We start from the raw sequence: 18,196 nt of genomic DNA, 5'->3' as shown, positions 1-18,196 counted from the left end.
GCCTCCTGCACTGGTTTAACTCTTTTTCGCCTTATCCAGCATCGCTCTCAGACCGGCCACCCGGCTCTGACCGGTTTTCATCCGCTCCTCCGCACTGACCACTTTGCGCTCGGTCTCCCATTGCAGATCGTCCTGCGGCAGTTCCAGCAGAAAACGGCTCGGCTCCGGCCGGATTAATTCACCATATTGCCGGCGTTCGCGACACAGGGTAAAGGTCAGCTCTTTCTGCGCCCGTGTGATCCCCACGTAGGCCAGGCGACGCTCCTCTTCGATATTATTTTCATCGATACTGCTCTGATGCGGTAACAGCCCCTCCTCCATGCCCACCAGGAACACATAGGGGAACTCCAGCCCTTTGGAGGCGTGCAGCGTCATCAGCTGCACCTGATCCAGCTCTTCATCGCTTTCACCGCGCTCCATCATGTCGCGCAGGGTAAAGCGCGTCACCACCTGCGCCAGCGTCATCGGCTCATCGATATCGCTGCCCTCAAGCATTTCGGTCATCCACTGAAACAGCGTGTTGACGTTCTTCATCCGCATCTCTGCGGCTTTCGGGCTGCCGGAGGTTTCGAACAGCCAGCTTTCGTAGTCGATGCCGCGAATCAAATCACGCACTGCGTTTACCGGCTCACGTTCGGTCAGCTGGATAATCTCATTCAGCCAGTGGGTGAAGCGCTGCAGATGCTCCAGACCGCGGCCACTCAGCGTCTGCCCCAGACCGACATCAAAACTGGCGTTAAACAGGCTCTTGCTGCGCAGGTTGGCCCACTCACCGAGCTTCTGCAGCGTAGCCGGGCCAATCTCACGGCGCGGCGTATTGACGATGCGCAGAAACGCGCTGTCATCCTCAGGATTGGTCAGCACGCGCAGATAGGCGAGCAGATCTTTGATCTCGGGCCGTGAGAAGAACGAAGTACCGCCAGAGATGCGATAAGGGATGCGGTTCTGCATCAGAAACTTTTCAAAGGTTCGGGACTGATGGTTGCCACGATAAAGAATCGCGTAATCTTTGTACTGCGTCCGGTTGATAAAGTGATGCGCGATGAGCTCGCCAGTGACCCGCTCCGCTTCATGCTCTTCGCTGTTGGCAGTAAGCACCTTCAGCTCGCTGCCCTGCCCCAGCTCCGAAAAGAGCCGCTTCTCAAAGACGTGCGGGTTATTGGCAATCAGGATATTTGCCGCTTTCAGTATGCGCTGCGAAGAGCGGTAGTTCTGCTCCAGCTTCACCACCTCCAGCGCCGGGAAATCCTGATTCAGCAGCACCAGATTCTGCGGGCGTGCGCCGCGCCAGGAGTAGATAGACTGATCATCATCGCCCACCACCGTGAAGCGCGCCCGCGCGCCCACCAGCAGCTTAACCAGTTCATACTGGCTGGTGTTGGTATCCTGATACTCATCCACCAGCAGATAGCGGATACGCTGCTGCCAGCGTTCACGCACCTCCTGATTACGCTGCAGCAGCAGCGTCGGCAGCAGAATCAAATCGTCGAAATCGAGCACGTTGCACGACTTAAGATGCTGGCTGTAGAGGGCGTAGCAGTGAGCAAAAATATTATCCTGCTGCGATCGCGCCAGCGCGGCGGCGCCCTGCGGATCGATCAGATCATTTTTCCAGTTCGAGATGGTGGAGATGAGCTGCTGTAGCAGCGTCTTATCCTCTTCCAGCCACTCTTTTGTCAGCTCTTTCAGCAGGGCGAGCTGATCCTGATCGTCGAACAGCGAGAAGTTTGACTTCATGCCCAGCGCCGCGGTTTCGCGTTTGATGATCTCCAGCCCCAGCGTATGGAAGGTGGAGATCAGCAGGCCGCGCGCCTCTTTGCGGCCCAGCGTCTGCGCCACACGCTCTTTCATTTCGCGCGAGGCTTTATTGGTAAAGGTCACTGCGGCGATGTGGCGCGCCTGATAGCCGCATTCACGGATCAGATGGGCGATTTTATTGGTAATCACGCGGGTTTTGCCCGATCCCGCGCCCGCCAGCACCAGACAGGGACCGGTAACAAATTCGACGGCACGTTGTTGGCTGGGGTTTAAACGCATAGGAGAAATCGCCTGATTGAATCAAAAGAAAGGGGTTTATAATGGGCGGCAATTATACACAACCGAGATACCAACATGGCGAAAACCGCGGCGGCTTTACACATCCTGGTCAAAGAGGAAACGCTGGCAAAAGAGATTCTGGCGAAACTGGCGAAGGGTGGCAATTTCCAGCAGCTGGCAAAGAAGCACTCAACCTGTCCTTCCGGCCGGAATGGCGGCGATCTGGGCGAGTTCCGGCAGGGACAGATGGTGCCGGCCTTTGATAAAGCGGTCTTTACCTGCCCGCTGCTGACGCCTTACGGGCCGGTAAAGACCGGCTTTGGTTATCACATTATCAAAGTACTCTATCGCAACTAGTTACTTCTTCTGCTTCATCTGCTGCAGGACGGTGCTGCACTGGTTGTCTTCGTTATCACTAGGAGAGATCAGTGCCAGCAGCGCCGCCGCCGGGCCGACTACTGCGCCCAGTGCCACTGCAGCAGCACCACGTGCCAGCAGTGGCCCCGTTTTCACGCCCGCATCAGGATTTTTAAAGGTGCCACGCACGTAGAGCGGGGAGCGCAGCGTTACGATGCGGACGCCCTTACTCTCCGGATTCACCGACAGATCCAGCCGCTCACTGGCGAAGTTCGCGTTGCCTGAAACATTGATAATCGCGTTCTCGGTATCAAACACAAACAGGTTAGGCGTCGCCACACCATTCTGCAGTTTGAGATCGGTGGCGGCGCAGTTGATGCGCACCTGGTCATCGCCAAACAGTTTGCCCACCACGTAGTTACCGACGTTGAGTCCGGCAATTTCCATCAGGCTGCGGCTGATCAGACCATCATTCATCAGCAGCTTAAGTTGCCCGTTGCTGGTCGCCAGCAGATCGGCTACGGAGTTACCGGTGCCGGTAAAGCTGGCATCGCCATTGAGCTGGCCACGGCTGTTCTTCATCGCCTCCACATTCGGGAAGAGCTGACGCAGCTGCAGCTTACGGACATGAAGATCAACCCGGCCACGCATCGGCGAGTGATCGCCCTCCAGCCGGATAGTGCTGTTGAGATTGCCGCCCGCCACACCAAAGCGCAGCGGATCCAGCAGCAGATCACCGTTTTTCAGCTGTAAATGGGTATAGAGATCGCTTAACGGCAGTGAATTGCTGTGTTCGATCCGTTTGCCGCTGAACTTCACGTCGGCATCCATCACGTCCCAGTTTTTGGTTTCGAATTTATCGTGTGGCAGCACGCGGTCTGCGGGCTGATTCGATTTCTCCCCGCGCCGGGCTTTGGCCTGAGCCGTTTTTTCACTACCTTTGCCAGAGTCGACGCCAATCAGCGGCCCCAGATCGGCCATGCGCAGTTGCTCAGAGGTCAGCTCGCCGCTGAGTGTCGGGCGGGGTTTAACCTGACTGTAGATCAGCGACCCATGAATATCGCTGTCGCCAATATGTCCGTTGAATTTCTCATAGCGGTAGACCGCGCCCTTTTCGCCGCTGAATTTAGCAATCAGATGGCCGTCGGTTTCATAAGGTGGCGTGTCAGGCAGCAGAACGCCGGTCAGGCCATAGAGATTGGCCAGCGTATCGCCCGAGAAGCGCAGTCGCACGTTAAGCCCGCCGAGGTTCATCGGATCCTGCAGACCGCCGGTCACCTGAACGCGGGTGGTGCCGTTGCGCAGATCGGCCTGAATCGGGAACGGGGTGTTCTGACTGCGCAGTGACAGCATGCCGCCAATCTTACCGTCGCCGCTGAGTGACTCATTGTTATAAGTGCCCTTCGCCTGCCAGCCAAAGACGAAGTCGCCTGCGCCCTTCTGCTGGTCATTGCCTCCGGCAATCTGCGTATACGGCACCGGTTTACCCAGCGGATTAACCTGCACCGTGACATCTGCGCGGTTAATGGCGTCGCGATAACGAATCTGGCCCTGATCGAACAGAATATTATCCAGACGGAATGACCAGGCCGATGGCGCAGCACTCTTCTCATCCTTGCCGCTATTGGCAAGGGTAAAGGTCCAGTTGTTCTTTTTATCCGCGGTCTGGATCAGACGCGCATCCGGCCGCTGCAATTTAATCCACGGGATGAACAGTTCTTTGTGCAGCAGCGACAGCGGTGACAATGTGGCATCGACCCGCTGCAGATGTACCATGGTGACGTCAGCAATGTCAGGCGGATTCCCCAGCATGATATCTTCCGCATGGATCTGCGGCCACGGCACCCAGCGCCGCCAGCCTGCTTCGTCGCGATTTCGTGCCCAGTCGATACCCAGATCCCCGCGTATCGCAAAGGGACGGTTTAACTCGGTTGAAACTTTTTGATTGATGGTGGGCTTCAGGCGATTCCAGTCAAAGGTCGCGATGACGACGATAATCACCACGATCAACAACACCAGAATTCCTGCTACCCAGCTGACTATTTTCCCGGTACGCGACATTACGCTTTCTCCTTGCACATTCACGGTCTGCGTTAAAGATAGTCGAGACCGCGGGCAACAGCATCAGGGAAGCGGGATAGTAAGATGATTCAATTCAGAAAAAGGGGTTTCTCAGCCATTTCGTTAGCATAAGCGGTAAAAAAAGCCGACATTCCCGGCGTTTATCCCCGAGACCGGGACTAATGGCCACCTTAAAAGGTAAATTAAAACACCGTTTTAAAACCATTGACGTCTGCCATACCAGACGCGAGACTAAGGCGATATTTCACTACAGGTCTGAAACCATGACGCAGAAAAAAATCGCCATCATCGGCGAATGCATGATTGAGCTGTCCGAAAAGGGTGAGAACATTAAACGTGGCTTTGGCGGCGATACGCTCAATACGGCCGTTTATCTCGCCCGCCAGGTTGATGAGCAGCAGTTACGGGTCGATTATGTCACTGCGCTGGGTACGGATTCGTTCAGCGATCAAATGATCGCGGCCTGGCAGCAGGAGAAGGTCAATACTGACCTGATTCAGCGGCTCGATAATAAAATGCCGGGCCTGTATTTCATTGAAACCGATGCCGACGGTGAGCGCACCTTCTGGTACTGGCGCAGTGATGCCGCCGCGCGTTACTGGCTCGACAGTCCGCAATCAGCAGAGATAGCTGAACAGCTGTCGCACTACGATTATCTCTATCTTAGCGGCATCAGCCTGGCGATTCTGCCGCCTGCCAGTCGTGAAAAGCTGATGGTGCTGCTGGCGCGCTGCCGGGCTAATGGCGGCAAGGTGATTTTCGATAACAACTACCGCCCGCGTTTATGGGCCGATCGGGCCAGCACGCAGGCCGCTTATCGCGCCATGCTCAACTGCACCGATATCGCCTTCCTGACACTGGATGATGAACATCTGCTCTGGGGCGAAGAGCCGCTGGATGACGTTATCGCGCGTACCCGCCAGGCGGGTGCCAGCGAAATCGTGATTAAGCGCGGTGCAGACTCCTGCCTGGTGGTCACCGGCGACGCACCGCTGATTGATGTGCCTGCGGTACGTCTGGCGAAAGAGAAAGTGATCGATACCACCGCAGCCGGTGATTCGTTCAGTGCCGGTTATCTGGCTCGCCGTCTGACCGGCGCCTCTGCAGAGGTCGCCGCGCAGCGCGGACACCTGACTGCCAGCACCGTGATTCAGCATCGCGGCGCGATTATTCCGGCAGAGGCGATGCCTGACTGACAGAGCGCTAGCCAGTGTCGTTGATACAGGCACTGATCGTGCCGATGCCAGAAAATGCGCCCGAGGGCGCATTTTTTTAGGCTGCTGGTAACGTCTGGCTGCGTGACTGTAACCGATGCTATCCGTTCCCAGATGAGACTGGCACGTTAGCCCCTGCAGCGTGGCGGTGTGATCCTGACGCTAAAATCATTATGTCGCCTTAAGTACGCACAGCGTGATATCCGGTAAATTGCGGCTAATAAAGCGGGCCGTGCCAGCTATTTACCTTAAGCGGAAAAATTGTGGTTAATAACAGATCCCCTGCGGTCTCCCCCTTCAAGCTCTCTTATAATTTATTGATTAAAATTAATAAGTTAAATAAACAGATCCACCACCAGGCATAGTCCGAATCTGGTCAGATCCCCCCTTTTCGGATGGACGACTGCCTGAAAAAAGACCATCTTTTAATCAAAAGACAGCAGGACGCTGTTCTCTCCGGCCGCGAACAAAACAATTAAAATATTCCCCGCATCAGGATCTATTTATGCACACAGAAATTATTAATATCTGGCCACACGGTGATGCGCCAGGCGCCAGCGATTCGCGCGCACAGCCGCAGATTGTCGACATGGCAAAAGAGTATGAGCCTTACGATCGGGCCGCTACCGGCGTGCGTTGCCCGGAGATGGCGATCTGGCATCCGGTCGAATCAAACGGGATTACCCTGCTGGTCGCACCGGGCGGTGGCTATCAGCGCGTGATGATCGATCGTGAAGGCAGCGCCCTGGCGACATTCTTTACCTCAATGGGTTACACCCTGGCGGTGATGACTTATCGCCTGCCCTATGATGGACATCACGAAGGGCCCGACGCGCCGCTGGCCGATGCTCAGCGCGCGGTACGCGTCCTGCGTGAACGCGCGCAGCGCGGCCTGAATGGTAAATATATCGTCATGATGGGCTTTTCGGCGGGTGGCCACGTGGCTGCCAGTCTGGGTACGCGTTTCGCAGAGAAACTCTATCCGGTGCAGGATGGCGCAGAAAACTTCTCGCCGCGTCCGGATGCGATGGTACTGGTCTATCCGGTAATCAGCATGCGGGACGGCATCGCCCATGAAGGAGCCAGAACCCGCCTGCTGGGTGCCTGGCCCGATCAGAAAACCATTGACGCTTATTCAATGGAAACCCGGGTTCATCCGCTGGTGCCGCCAACGCTGTTGATCCACGCAGCCGACGATGATGATGTATCAGTGAATCACAGCATGGCGTTTTTTGGCGCGCTGCGTGAGCATAAGGTCCCGGCAGAGGTGCATTTCTATCAGAAAGGCGGGCACGGATTTGGTATCCGCGGCGTGGCAGATTTGCCCCTCGCCAGCTGGCCGATGTTAGTGACCGAGTGGCTCAGGGCAAAAACCTGACTTTATGCGGCTGGCGGAACGTCTTTGACGTTGCTATCCGGCGGACTGGCTTCATTGCTGGTCGCCGGTGCCGCTGGTGGTGCCATCACTTTGTCCCAGTTGTTTTGCAGGCTCTTCACGTTGGTTTCCGCTTCGCCTTCCGGCTGAATCAGTACCATCATCAGTTCCTGCGTCAGCTGCTGACGCAGCTCCTGGTTTAACTGTTCGCGGGTCAGGCCGGCCAGGAAAGTCTGACGCAGCTTCTGATACTGCTCAGGTGCGATATCGACTACGGCGTTCTGCTGGGAGCGCAGGCGCTGGCTCATCAGCACATCCGTATCGGTGCGGGCATAGGTGGTAAACAGCTTGTTCAGCTCCAGCAGCTTCTGCGCCATCAGCGCATCAAACTCCTCCTGCGGCAAGCCTTTGTCACGCACGTTTGCCAGCTCACGCGCCACCAGATTCATATTCTGCGCCAGATTTTCGTTGCGTCCATCCAGGTTGATGGAGCACTGCGCACGCTGATAAAGCACACGGCAATCAAATCCCACCTGTATGCCCTGTGCCTTGCTGTCACTGAGCGCACGCTGGACATGCCAGAACAGCGCTTCACGTGCCAGATCGCCCTGCCAGTAACGCTGCAGATTCTGGGAGTCACGAATCGGTTGCCACGGCGTATCCCACACCAGCGAGAGGCGATCCTGCGTCATGTTGCTGCTGACCAGATTTACCGGCTCGTGCGGCAGCGGCGACAGGGTGGGCAGTGGCGCAGGCGTTTCACGTTTACCGGTTAACGCCGAGAAGGTTTTATTGATCTGCTCAGAGAGGTTGCGGCTGTCAACATTCCCCACCACGTAGAGCGTCATCGCATCCGGGGTGTACCACTGATGATAAAAATCATTGAGCTGGGTTAAATCAACCGGCGCGCGTGGTTGCGCTGCGGGGTCATGCGCCAGCAGCGCGGAGCCTTTCAGGCGGTAGCGCCACCAGACATCCTGGGTATCTTTCGGCCAGGTCGCCACCGGATCCGATGCCGCCAGCGCGGTATTGACCACCTGTTCGGTGATGGCCATATTGCCTGCCGTGGCCGCCAGCCAGTTCAGCGCTTCTTTCAGCAACTCGGGGCGGTTATTCGGCAGGCTCAGATTATATTGGGTGGAATCATAGGAGGTGATCACAGGTGGCAGCGGATGCTGAGGATCCATCGCCTGTTGCCATAGCGCGCGCTGCTGATGGTTATCAAGCGCGGTGTTGTGCACCATCGCCAGACGCGGCAGCAGATGGCTGAAGCCGGCCTGTTGCGCACTCTCTACCAGCGAGCCGGTATTCACCACCAGCCGCAGTTCAATACGGTCACTGGGGCGTTGCGGTGTGGCCAGTAACTGCCAGTTAAATCCATTATCCAGCTTGCCTTCCTGCCAGGCCGGATCCGGTTGCAGCGTTTCTGCCTGGAGACCAAAGCTGCTTGCCAGCACTAATCCACCAACCAAAAGCCGAATTCTGGTGCCCTGCATGTGAACCCCTACTCAAATAATTCAAATATCGTTATCACTGGCGCATATTGCCGCTGTTATTAACGATTCGGCTGGCGCCGAATCGCGCTGTTATCCAACAACAAAGTGTTTGACCACAGGAAGCTCAGGATGTCGCGTAACGAAGTGAAAAACGTCAAAAAAAACAAGTGGGGTTTATTATGCAAATGCCCGCTGTCAGGGCAAGCGACAGCGGGCATTTGTGGGGATTTAAGTGAAATTCAATGATTAAATTGAAGATTCAGACGCTTTATTCTCCTTATTCCGGCCTGCCAGCGTGTCGGTCAGCTGTTTATGATCCAGCTGATCGACCCACTTCGCCACCACCACGGTCGCCACACCGTTACCGATCAGGTTGGTCAGCGCACGGGCTTCGGACATAAAGCGGTCGATACCGAGAATGAGCGCCAGACCCGCCACCGGCAGATGTCCCACCGCAGAGAGCGTCGCCGCCAGCACGATAAATCCGCTCCCGGTTACCCCCGCCGCGCCTTTGGAGGAGAGCAGCAGCACCACCAGCAGCGTAATCTGATGGAAAATGTCCATGTGCGCATTGGTCGCCTGAGCGATAAATACTGCCGCCATGGTCAGGTAAATCGAGGTGCCGTCCAGGTTAAAGGAGTAACCGGTTGGGATCACCAGCCCTACCACCGATTTCTTGCAGCCCAGCTTCTCCATCTTATCCAGCATGCGCGGCAGCGCAGACTCGGAAGAGGAAGTGCCCAGCACAATCAGCAGCTCTTCTTTGATATAGGCGATGAACTTAAAGATGCTGAATCCGGCGAACAGGCGTGCAATCAGCCCCAGCACGATCACCACAAACAGAATACAGGTGATGTAGAAGCAGATAATCAGCTGGCCGAGCTGCACCAGTGAGCCCACGCCATACTTGCCGATAGTGAACGCCATCGCGCCAAATGCCCCTATCGGTGCCAGACGCATAATCATGTTGATGATGCCGAAAATCACTTTTGAGAAGCTTTCAATCACGTTGAAAATCAGCGTGCCAGTGTTACCCAGACGATGCAGGGCAAAACCAAACAGAATGGCAAACAGCAGCACCTGCAGAATATTGCCGCTGGCAAAGGCGCCAATCACGCTGTTGGGGATGACATCCAGCAGGAAAGCGACGATGCCCTGCTGTTCTGCCTGCTGCGCGTAAATCGCCACGGCTTTGGCATCCAGCGTGGCAGGATCAACGTTCATCCCGGCACCTGGCTGCACCACGTTAACCACGATCAGGCCGATAATCAGCGCGATGGTGCTGACAATTTCAAAATAGAGCAGTGCAACCGCGCCGGTCCGTCCTACCGCTTTCATGCTTTCCATGCCAGCGATGCCGGTCACCACGGTACAGAAAATCACCGGGGCGATAATCATCTTGATTAACTTAACAAAGCCATCTCCCAGCGGCTTCATCTGGGTCCCTAACTCCGGGTAAAAATGGCCTAACAAAACGCCGATGCCAATCGCCATCAGCACCTGGAAATAAAGGCTTTTAAAAAGTGAGGTTTTCATAAACAGGTGTCCACTAACGCCGTGAGGTGATGTTGTCGGATTCGTTATTGTGACTGGCGGGCAACACAGGTGGCGCCTGACAGTAACCCGAAAATAACACTCTGTTTACGTGATTAATACAGGGTGACAAACGCCCAGGAAACCCGGGGATCGTAATTCTGAACTGAAACGCTTCAGCAGGGGGTTTTGTAACTAAAATTCTCGCAAAATCAATGAATCAGGCAATTATTGCGGTAGTGAGGAGTTTTCGATCCATGCCTGATTGAATCGGGTCAGAGGCAGCGCTTCAGCATACAGATAGCCCTGTCCGATAGAGATGCCGCGCGCCAGCAGCCAGTCACGTTGTTCCGCTGTCTCCACGCCTTCGGCAATCACCTCCAGATGGATAATCTCGGCGATGGCCGCCACGATGCAGACCATGGTGTCGTCATGCGGCAGCGCCGCCACGAAGCTGCGATCCATCTTCAGCTTGTTAACCGGCAACGCTTTCAGCTGATGGAGGTAGTTAAGGTTGGAGTAGCCCATGCCGAAATCGTCCAGAGCCACGGCCACGCCAGTCTGCTGCAACATCCGCAGCATCGATATCGCCTGTTCAGCATCATCAAGCTGAGCCGTTTCTGTCACTTCCAGCACGAAGGTGCCAGGTGCGATGCGGTGGCGCGTCAGCAGGGATTGCAGATGAGAGACCACGCCCGTGTCACGCAGTTGCACAGCGGAAATATTCACACTCAGCGGCAACATAATGCCCTGTCGCTGCCAGCCTGCCAGAATGCGGCACGCCTCTTCAAACACCCAGCGGCCAATCGCGCTAATCACGCCAATCTCTTCGGCACTGGCAATAAACTCTTCGGTCAGACCGTAGCTGCCGTCGGGCTGGCGCATACGCAGCAGCGCTTCCGCGCCGACTAACGTGCCGGTGCGCATATCGACCTGCGGTTGCAGATAGAGGGCGAACTGCTCATTGTGCAACCCCTGCAGAATATCATGCTCCTGGGTCAGACGTTTTTGCGCGCGCTCGGTTAACGCGGCGTCAAAGAACAGGATCTGATTTTTGCCCTGATGACGGGCCGACATCATCGCTGAGGTCGCGCGGCCAAGCAGATCACTGGCGCTCAGCGGCTGATCATCGCGCAGCGCCAGACCAATGCTGACGTTAGGACGCAGCTGCAGCTGATAAAGGTTGACCGGCTGATTAAGGCGAATCATGAGGTTACGGGCCAGACGCAGGGCGCGGAACGGATTACTGGCGCGCTTCATTAACAGGACAAAGTCGCTGGTCCCGGTCTGCGCCAGCAGAGTATGGTCATCCAGCGTATTACGGATCTTCTCCACCAGCGTCAGCATCAGCGTATCGCGCTGCTCATCGCTTAATACGCCGTTGGCTTCCTGCAGGGTTTCAATGCGGATCACCATCAGCCCCAGCGGCTGTTCCGGGCTGCTCATGAACTGCTCGACCAGCGCCAGAAACAGGGTACGGTTGGGCAGATCGGTCACGGGAAAATGGGTGGTCAGCCGGCTCATCTCATCATGTATCGACTCCAGCACCTGCTGATTGCGGTTGTAGCTGCGGATCAGCATGCCGATTTCATCATCGCGGTGGCTCTGCGGCAGTGACAGCTTATGCGTCAGAATCGACTGCGGCGGCAGCTCCTGCAGCTCCCGCGAGAGATTGCGCAGCGGATGCACCACCAGCCGGTTGATACACCAGCTGATCGCCACTGACAGGATCAGTGCCAGCAGCAGATAGGTGATAATCATGGTCGAGAGCGTGCTGAGAATAAACTGGTAGACGCGCGTCGAGTTAGCCTGCAGCACCAGATAGGCCAGCGGTTTCGGCATCCCGGTATTTTCCACTGAATAGAGCGGCAGGGTAATCTGCACCGGCAGCTCAAACAGTCGCGCTACCAGACGCGGCACCGGTTTCTCCGTTTCGAAGTCGGCATGCAGAGCCTGAAACGCATTCGGCAGCACCACATCGGCGCGCGATAAAATACCGGCAGGTTTCAGTGAATGGAGAATGCGTTCAGCCTGAGAAATATCGGCGCGCAGTACCGCTTCCGACAGCGGCTGGCGGACGGTGTGTGCGATATTCTCCATCTGCTGGGCGTAGTCAATCCTGCGCTGCTGCACAAAATGAAACAGTTGGATGACGATAAAGATGCTGATGGTGATAACCGCAACCAGCGAAACTGTCGCCATCTGCTTTATCGTAAGTGACCGGCTTACGCGCAAAAATATTCTCCTGACGATGAAAAAAGCCCAGATAGCAGACAGTACAATGCCCGCCAGTATATCCCATAAACTGACTTTTTTACCGTCTGAAAAGTCCGGCTTTTTCCCGGTCGGGATTATTTGAAATCTGCGTAAGGGGTCAGCGGCTGTGGCGGCATATCCAGATCCCCTTCCCAGCCTGCGGCAGAGTAACGCACGTAGATAAGCCCGTGGCTTGGGGTATAGTCTTTTGCCTGTTGAATATCGACGCCCACCCCGATAAACCAGTCGGGTGTGATACGACGTTCAACCACGCCCTGCAGCGTATACCCCGTGCCGCTGCCGGTGCTGCTGGCGGAAACGGGATTGCTGGCAAGGGTAAAGCCGGGATTGACCGGATAGCGCTGCTGCGCATCGGTTTTCGAATGTGACCAGGAAACCGAGCCGCCCAGGTCGAACGACCAGTTTTCTGTCCGCTGTCGCCAGGTGACCGGCACGGAAAAAGAGAGATACTGCTGCGGACTGTAGTAGCCGCCCTGACCGAAGGTGTAATCGCTGAGATCCTTCTGATAGTGCCAGAGCATACTGTTAAGCCCGACGGTGGCCCGGCGATTATCGCTATTAATGAGCTTGTAGTAGTAGCCGGCCATTAAGCGCTCGCGACTGTTATCCGCAACGTTTTTACCGGTGATCTGATGCGCGCTGATGTCGCCCCAGACACCGTGTGCGCCGCCCTGATCGTAACTCAGCCCGATGCTGCCACCCGTTGCCACTACGCCGCCCCAGCTTTTTCCACCGTTGGCTGATGGATCGCGCGCGCCCGCGTAGGAAAGCAGCGAACTGGCGATCGGCCGTCGCGAGGCGGTCAGCGTCACGCCAAGATCCCTGACGTCAGTTTTCCAGCTCAGTCCGCCGGTCCAGTTGGTCACCTCAAAGCCCAGCGGCGTGGTACCCAGATCCGCTGACCAGCGGTCATTATGCCAGCCGACGCCCAGCGCAGTGCCTTTGGCGCGCTGACTGGCATCGCGGCTGCATCCGCCGGAACTGGCGTCGTCGCAGCTACCAAACTGCTCGTCGAAGCTGCCGTTGCGGGTGGTAAAACTTCCTGCCGAGACGTCCACCTGGTCGAGACGGAAAAAGCCGCGTCCGTCGGCAAACGGACTTTCCGCCTGCAGCATGGTGGTATGGGCAGTAAAGTCGGAGACCCCAGCCGTACCCTTATTACGTGAATAGTCCTGCTGCACCGTCAGCGTGGTCTCACGCTGACGATAGAGATCTGCGGTGTCGCTGCGAATACTGCGCTTCAGCCAGTCATCCTGTTCCTGAGAGCGTGTCGCGCGGCTGGTACTTTCGCCGCTGCCGATACCGCTGGCCGTCATCGCCTGACGATAATCCGCCAGCGCGATCTCTGGCTGCTGCTGTGTGCGCTCCAGCCGTGCCGCATCACGAAACACCAGTGCCTTATCCTGTGATGGCGGCAGTGACGCAGCGCGCTGCTTCAGGCTGGCAAAGCGCACGGCAGCCTGCGTGGTTTCGCCAACCGCCTGCCATGCCAGCGCGGCGCGGCGATCGGCATTAAGAGTGTTGGGCTGGGCTGGCTGCTGCTCAAGTGCCTGCCGTGCTTCGCTGTGGCGCTGGAGCGCGACCAGCGCTTCGATTCGTCCCAGCGCTGCGTCGCTGTTGTCAGCTTCACCTGACAGCACCTGCTGATAGATCTCCAGGGCCTGCTGCGCGTCCCCGCGAGCCAGCACCCAGTCGGCCAGCGTCAGGTCGCGTCGGCTGGAAACCGGCTGCTGGTAAAGCAGCGTCACCGCTGCCCGCTCCTGCCCTGACGCACGAAGCGCTTCGGCGCTGGCAAAAATTTTATCCTGCCCGAGCCGGTCAGCCAGCTCATGCATATTGCTGTTCCACTGCGTTTCAGGCAGGCGATGCAGCGTTGCCAGTGCGGCGTCATCATTATCCCGGCTGGAAAGGTAGAGCGCGGCGGCGTAGAGCGCGGTCGCATCGCCGGGATGCTGCTGTTGCAGCGTCGCGATCTGCGCATCCGCCTGTTGGGTGGCCCCACCGTCGCGTAGCGCGCTCGCCAGCCGATAACTCAGCCAGACGTCATCCGGCTGCAGCGCCAGCGCCGCCCGATACTTCTCTGCCGCCTGCGGCCATTTATTCTGCCGGGCGAGCGCATCGGCCTCGGCGCGCAGACTGTCACTGCGCAGCGCGCGCAACGTTCCCGCCATCTCGCGCTGCTGCCCGGCGGGTAGCGTACTGATAAACTGCATGACGCGGGCAGGCGACTCGGCCTGATAAAGCCCGGCCAGGCGACGCACGGTGGTGGTGTTGGTCGCGTCCAGCCGCAGCGCATGCTGCCAGAACAGTTCGGCACCTGCCGAATCTTTGCGCGCCATCGCCACATCGCCCAGGCCAATCAGGGCATAGCTGTCGGTGCTATCAATTTTCTGTGCGGCGCGGTAGGCGCGTTCGGCTCCCTCAACGTCATGCTGCGCCAGCGCCTTGTCGCCCTGTTCGACCGCCAGCCAGTAACGGTTAGTCTGCAGCAGTGACTGCCATTTGCCGATCAGCGTGCTCTGCTTGCCCGCCTCAACGGCGCGTTCCAGCCAGAGCACCGCCACATCACGATGGCCGGCGCGTGCCTGAGTCTGCCCCATTGCACCCATCAATTCGGCGTCGTTGGGGTTATCCTTCAGTGCCCGGCTAAGCGCTGCCATGGCATTATTCACATCGCCCGCCTCGACCAGCGCCAGGCCACGCATCCGCTCGCGATAGGCGGGATCGGCGAGCTGCGCCTGCTGCTTCACCAGCACATCCGCGCCCTGCTGGTGTGCGTCGCCGTCGGTAAAAACAGCCAGGTAGGCGTTTAACTGCGCCACGCTGCTGTCACTGACCGGCTGATCGTTGATCTGCTGCAGCCAGAGATCGGCGGCAGCGGCGCGTCCGCCATTGCTGTTTGCCAGCTTTTTCAACTGCGCTATCGCCTGCTCCGGCTGCTGTTGATCAAATGCCATGCGTGCAATTTGCAGCTCAACCCCGATATTGCCCGGGTAGCGCTGCTCCAGCGCCTGCAGCTGCTGGTAAGCGACGCTCTCCTGACCGGGAGTGCGTGCCAGCAGCCGCCAGTATTCCAGCGCCGTGTTCGCATCCGGAAAAACCCCTCCGAACAACGCGTCGTAAGCACTTTTCGCCTCCGCCAGGCGCCCCGAGGTGGCGAGCAGGCGCGCCTGCTGCAGCTGCTGCCGCCCATCCGACGACATCAGCGTCAGGCCGACGGCGGATTCACGCGTCGCGGCGGAGTCGGGCGCAACCTTTTTCAGCTGCTCCAGCAGCATCTGCGCTTTAGGGATATCGCCCTGACGCAGCGCCAGCCGCAGGCGAGCCGCCAGCACCTGCGGATTATCAGGATCGATCTTCTCAAGCCGGTAGAGCGATTGCTGCACCAGATCGTATTTGTTGGTCGACTCGCCGGTGCGTACCTGTGACAGCAACCATTCGACCGGCGACACCTCCGATCCGTCGACCGGTGCAGCCAGCCCCGGCAGCGCACTCAGTGCGCCGAGCAGCATGCCTGCCCGCAGCACCCGGGCGTTATTCATCTTCATCCAGTAAACGACGACGGGTAATAATTCGCATCAGACGCCAGGTCATCAGCGCAAACAGCACCACTACAAAGAGTGCGCAGAGTGCCAGCCAGAAGGGATGGACGGAGAGTAGCGACCAGAGACGCTCCCACCACGGCAGATGACCAACGTAGTAGCTCTCTCCCACGCGCAGACTGTTAACCCCTGACTCGCGGATCACCACGGTGGAGCCAGACATCGTGCCACGCTTGCCACTGTCACCCATCGCCTCGTTGAGCAACTGCCAGCTGCGCGGCGTGCCATCGGCGAGCAACGCGACAACGCTGCGCTGATCGTAAAAAGGTGACTGGAAGCCAATCACCGTTGCCAGCGGGCCGCGGGAGCTGATAGTCGTCGTGCTTTCTGCCGCCTGCTCGCGCTGACTTTGCGGGTTCACCTCCGGAGTGATTTGTCGCACAGGCTCTTTCAGCCAGCTGGCGGTGGCGTCGACCAGCGCGGGGATCCGCTGGTCATCCTGAAGATCTTTGGGGATGACACCGATCATCAGCAGATCCACATCCTGCTTCTTCGCCGTGGCCCAGTCATCGGTCAACTGAACGCGCAGCGCCGGATAGCCGGTTTGCGCACCCATATTGCCCAACGTATTCAGCAGCGTACTGACCTGCTCTGCATCGGGTTTTGGCGGCATCAGTACCAGGGTTTGCGCCAGATCGGCGTAGCGGCTGAACGGAAAGCCCGCATTCGCCCAGGCGCGCAGCGACGGCATTTCGATGTAGTGGCGATAGCCGGAAAAATCGATGCTGGAATTGTCGTCCACCACCACATGATGCGTAATCGGCGTTGCGGTTTCGCAGCGTCCATCCGCGTTGCCGCTGATGGTGATGTTGGCGTAATCAAAATCGAAGCGCAGCTGATTCACCACCCCGAGGCGCAGCGCCGGAATCAGCAGCTCATGGCTCTTGTCCAGCATTCCCTGAATCAGCGGAATATGCAGCAGCTGCTGACCCGTCGTATTTTTCGGCGGCAGCGGATAATCCTGAATGAACTGATTATTCAGGTTGACCGCCAGCCGTGAGCCATCCGACTGGAAAGGCGCGGTATAGCGATAGCTCAGATCCATGTCGATACCGCGCGCGCGAACCAGGAAGAGATCGGGCGGCAGATTGAGGGTCAGGCTGACCGGATTAGGCTGCACCCCATCAGACTGCAACTGATTCTCATATTGCGTCAGTTCGGCGAAAGTGGTGCGGCGATCGGTCCGCACCCAGTTAGGGGCGTCATAAGCCTGGCGCGGGGAGAGCAGCTTAACGCTGTCGATGGTTGAGGTATCGCCGCGCAGCAGCAGCTCACCCTGGGCGATACCCTGAACCGCCGTCAGCAGGTCCTCATCGTTGCGTCCCAGAATCAGCAGCATTTTTTCATACGGATTATCGGGCTGGCTGACAATCTCTACTGTGGGTTTCGTCACCGGCGGTAGATCTTTCAGGAAATCCGGGCGCGCTTCGTTGGTGGCAAACACCACCGCATGCTGCTGTTGCGGTAGCTGGTTATACAGCACCGGGAAACGCTGCCCGCGCCAGCCCGTTTTGCTGCCAAACCAGGAAGCAAGAATGGCGGCGGCCCGCTGCTGCGTGACATCCGGCTGGGCGCTGAACACCATCGGCAGGGTCAGCGGTCGCGTATCCCGCGAATCAAAAAAGGGTTCCGGGAAGTGGGAGAGGTCATTTTTCAGCGGCAGTTTTTGCAGCGTCAGATCGATGCCGCTCTGTTTGCCGATATCCAGCCAGATTGCGCTATTGGCAGGATTTTCACAGACGTTGGCGTAGTGGCCCACCAGCTCGAAACGCACGCGGTTAAAGTCGGCAATGTAGCGCGGATCGATCGACAGCTGCGTCTGGATCTCTTTACCCAGCTGTTCCGGCGTCAGGGTAATCAGACCGACCAGCTCATCATTGAGATAAATCTTCAGCTGCGACAGCGTCGGCAGCAGTGCGGGCGAAGGCCGAAAGCTGAGGTTCAGCAACGCGCGCGTCACCACCTCATCGCTGCGCACACCGAACTCAATCTGTCCGGTAGTGCGGGTGCCACGCAGCGTCATGCTGCCAGGCGGCGGTGCCAGCTGGGCAAAGCTCAGCTGGCTGTTCCGCAGCGGCGCGCCGCTATCCTGCGGTAAAGATTGCACAGGCGTTACACCATTGATGTTTGCGGGCGCGTCCTCCTGCGCGGCGGCACAGCTTAACGTTGCACTGCCCAGCAGCAGAGCGGCAAACCACCTGTTTACTCTCGGTATCGTCATAT

10 protein-coding genes are annotated in these 18,196 nt (G+C 57.7%); 3 read left to right on the top strand and 7 right to left on the bottom strand.

All coding sequences use genetic code 11. The features are described from left to right. Positions 1-15 precede the first annotated feature (15 nt). Complete coding sequence (gene rep / locus AC6I8B_RS00685) at positions 16-2,037, bottom strand: DNA helicase Rep (RefSeq protein ID WP_010257384.1); 2,022 nt, start codon at positions 2,035-2,037, stop codon at positions 16-18. Positions 2,038-2,112: 75 nt separating this feature from the next. On the opposite strand from rep, the gene ppiC reads away from it, so the two are divergent. Next, positions 2,113-2,394, top strand: a complete 282-nt coding sequence (gene ppiC / locus AC6I8B_RS00680; protein ID WP_033780849.1) for a peptidylprolyl isomerase PpiC — start codon at positions 2,113-2,115, stop codon at positions 2,392-2,394. Here ppiC and AC6I8B_RS00675 read toward each other — a convergent pair whose 3' ends face one another. Beyond that, positions 2,395-4,455: an AsmA family protein gene (locus AC6I8B_RS00675; RefSeq protein ID WP_045140898.1), complete on the bottom strand. Its 2,061-nt coding sequence runs from the start codon at positions 4,453-4,455 to the stop codon at positions 2,395-2,397. A gap of 284 nt (positions 4,456-4,739) precedes the next feature. Between AC6I8B_RS00675 and kdgK the strand changes: the two genes are divergently transcribed. Together kdgK and AC6I8B_RS00665 are read left to right on the top strand one after the other, a co-directional pair. Next, positions 4,740-5,672, top strand: a complete 933-nt coding sequence (gene kdgK, locus AC6I8B_RS00670) for a 2-dehydro-3-deoxygluconokinase (protein WP_010671661.1) — start codon at positions 4,740-4,742, stop codon at positions 5,670-5,672. Between the two features lie 523 nt (positions 5,673-6,195). Next, positions 6,196-7,068, top strand: coding sequence for an alpha/beta hydrolase (locus AC6I8B_RS00665; RefSeq protein WP_010671660.1), 873 nt, complete (start codon positions 6,196-6,198; stop codon positions 7,066-7,068). Between the two features lie 2 nt (positions 7,069-7,070). Here the strand turns inward: AC6I8B_RS00665 and AC6I8B_RS00660 are convergent, their stop codons facing one another. From AC6I8B_RS00660 to bcsB, 5 genes are all read right to left on the bottom strand, one after another. After that, entirely contained in the window at positions 7,071-8,561 is a 1,491-nt protein-coding gene (locus AC6I8B_RS00660) for a M16 family metallopeptidase (protein ID WP_010257399.1), read from the bottom strand. A 246-nt stretch (positions 8,562-8,807) separates the two neighbouring features. Next, positions 8,808-10,097, bottom strand: coding sequence for a dicarboxylate/amino acid:cation symporter (locus tag AC6I8B_RS00655; protein WP_010257403.1), 1,290 nt, complete (start codon positions 10,095-10,097; stop codon positions 8,808-8,810). 225 nt (positions 10,098-10,322) lie between these two features. After that, positions 10,323-12,329, bottom strand: coding sequence for a biofilm formation regulator HmsP (gene hmsP / locus AC6I8B_RS00650; RefSeq protein WP_031292605.1), 2,007 nt, complete (start codon positions 12,327-12,329; stop codon positions 10,323-10,325). Between the two features lie 116 nt (positions 12,330-12,445). Continuing rightward, positions 12,446-15,913: a cellulose synthase complex outer membrane protein BcsC gene (gene bcsC / locus AC6I8B_RS00645; protein ID WP_157354049.1), complete on the bottom strand. Its 3,468-nt coding sequence runs from the start codon at positions 15,911-15,913 to the stop codon at positions 12,446-12,448. Next, on the bottom strand, positions 15,906-18,194 hold the full coding sequence (gene bcsB / locus AC6I8B_RS00640) for a cellulose biosynthesis cyclic di-GMP-binding regulatory protein BcsB (RefSeq protein WP_157354052.1): 2,289 nt from the start codon (positions 18,192-18,194) through the stop codon (positions 15,906-15,908). The genes bcsC and bcsB overlap by 8 nt, the downstream gene beginning before the upstream one ends. Positions 18,195-18,196: the final 2 nt, after the last annotated feature.

It is taken from the genome of Pantoea sp. X-Soil-ISGK-285 (genome assembly GCF_059730815.1).
The sequence above is the reverse complement of the archived record's forward strand: the minus strand, read 5'-3'. Positions and strand labels throughout refer to the sequence as shown.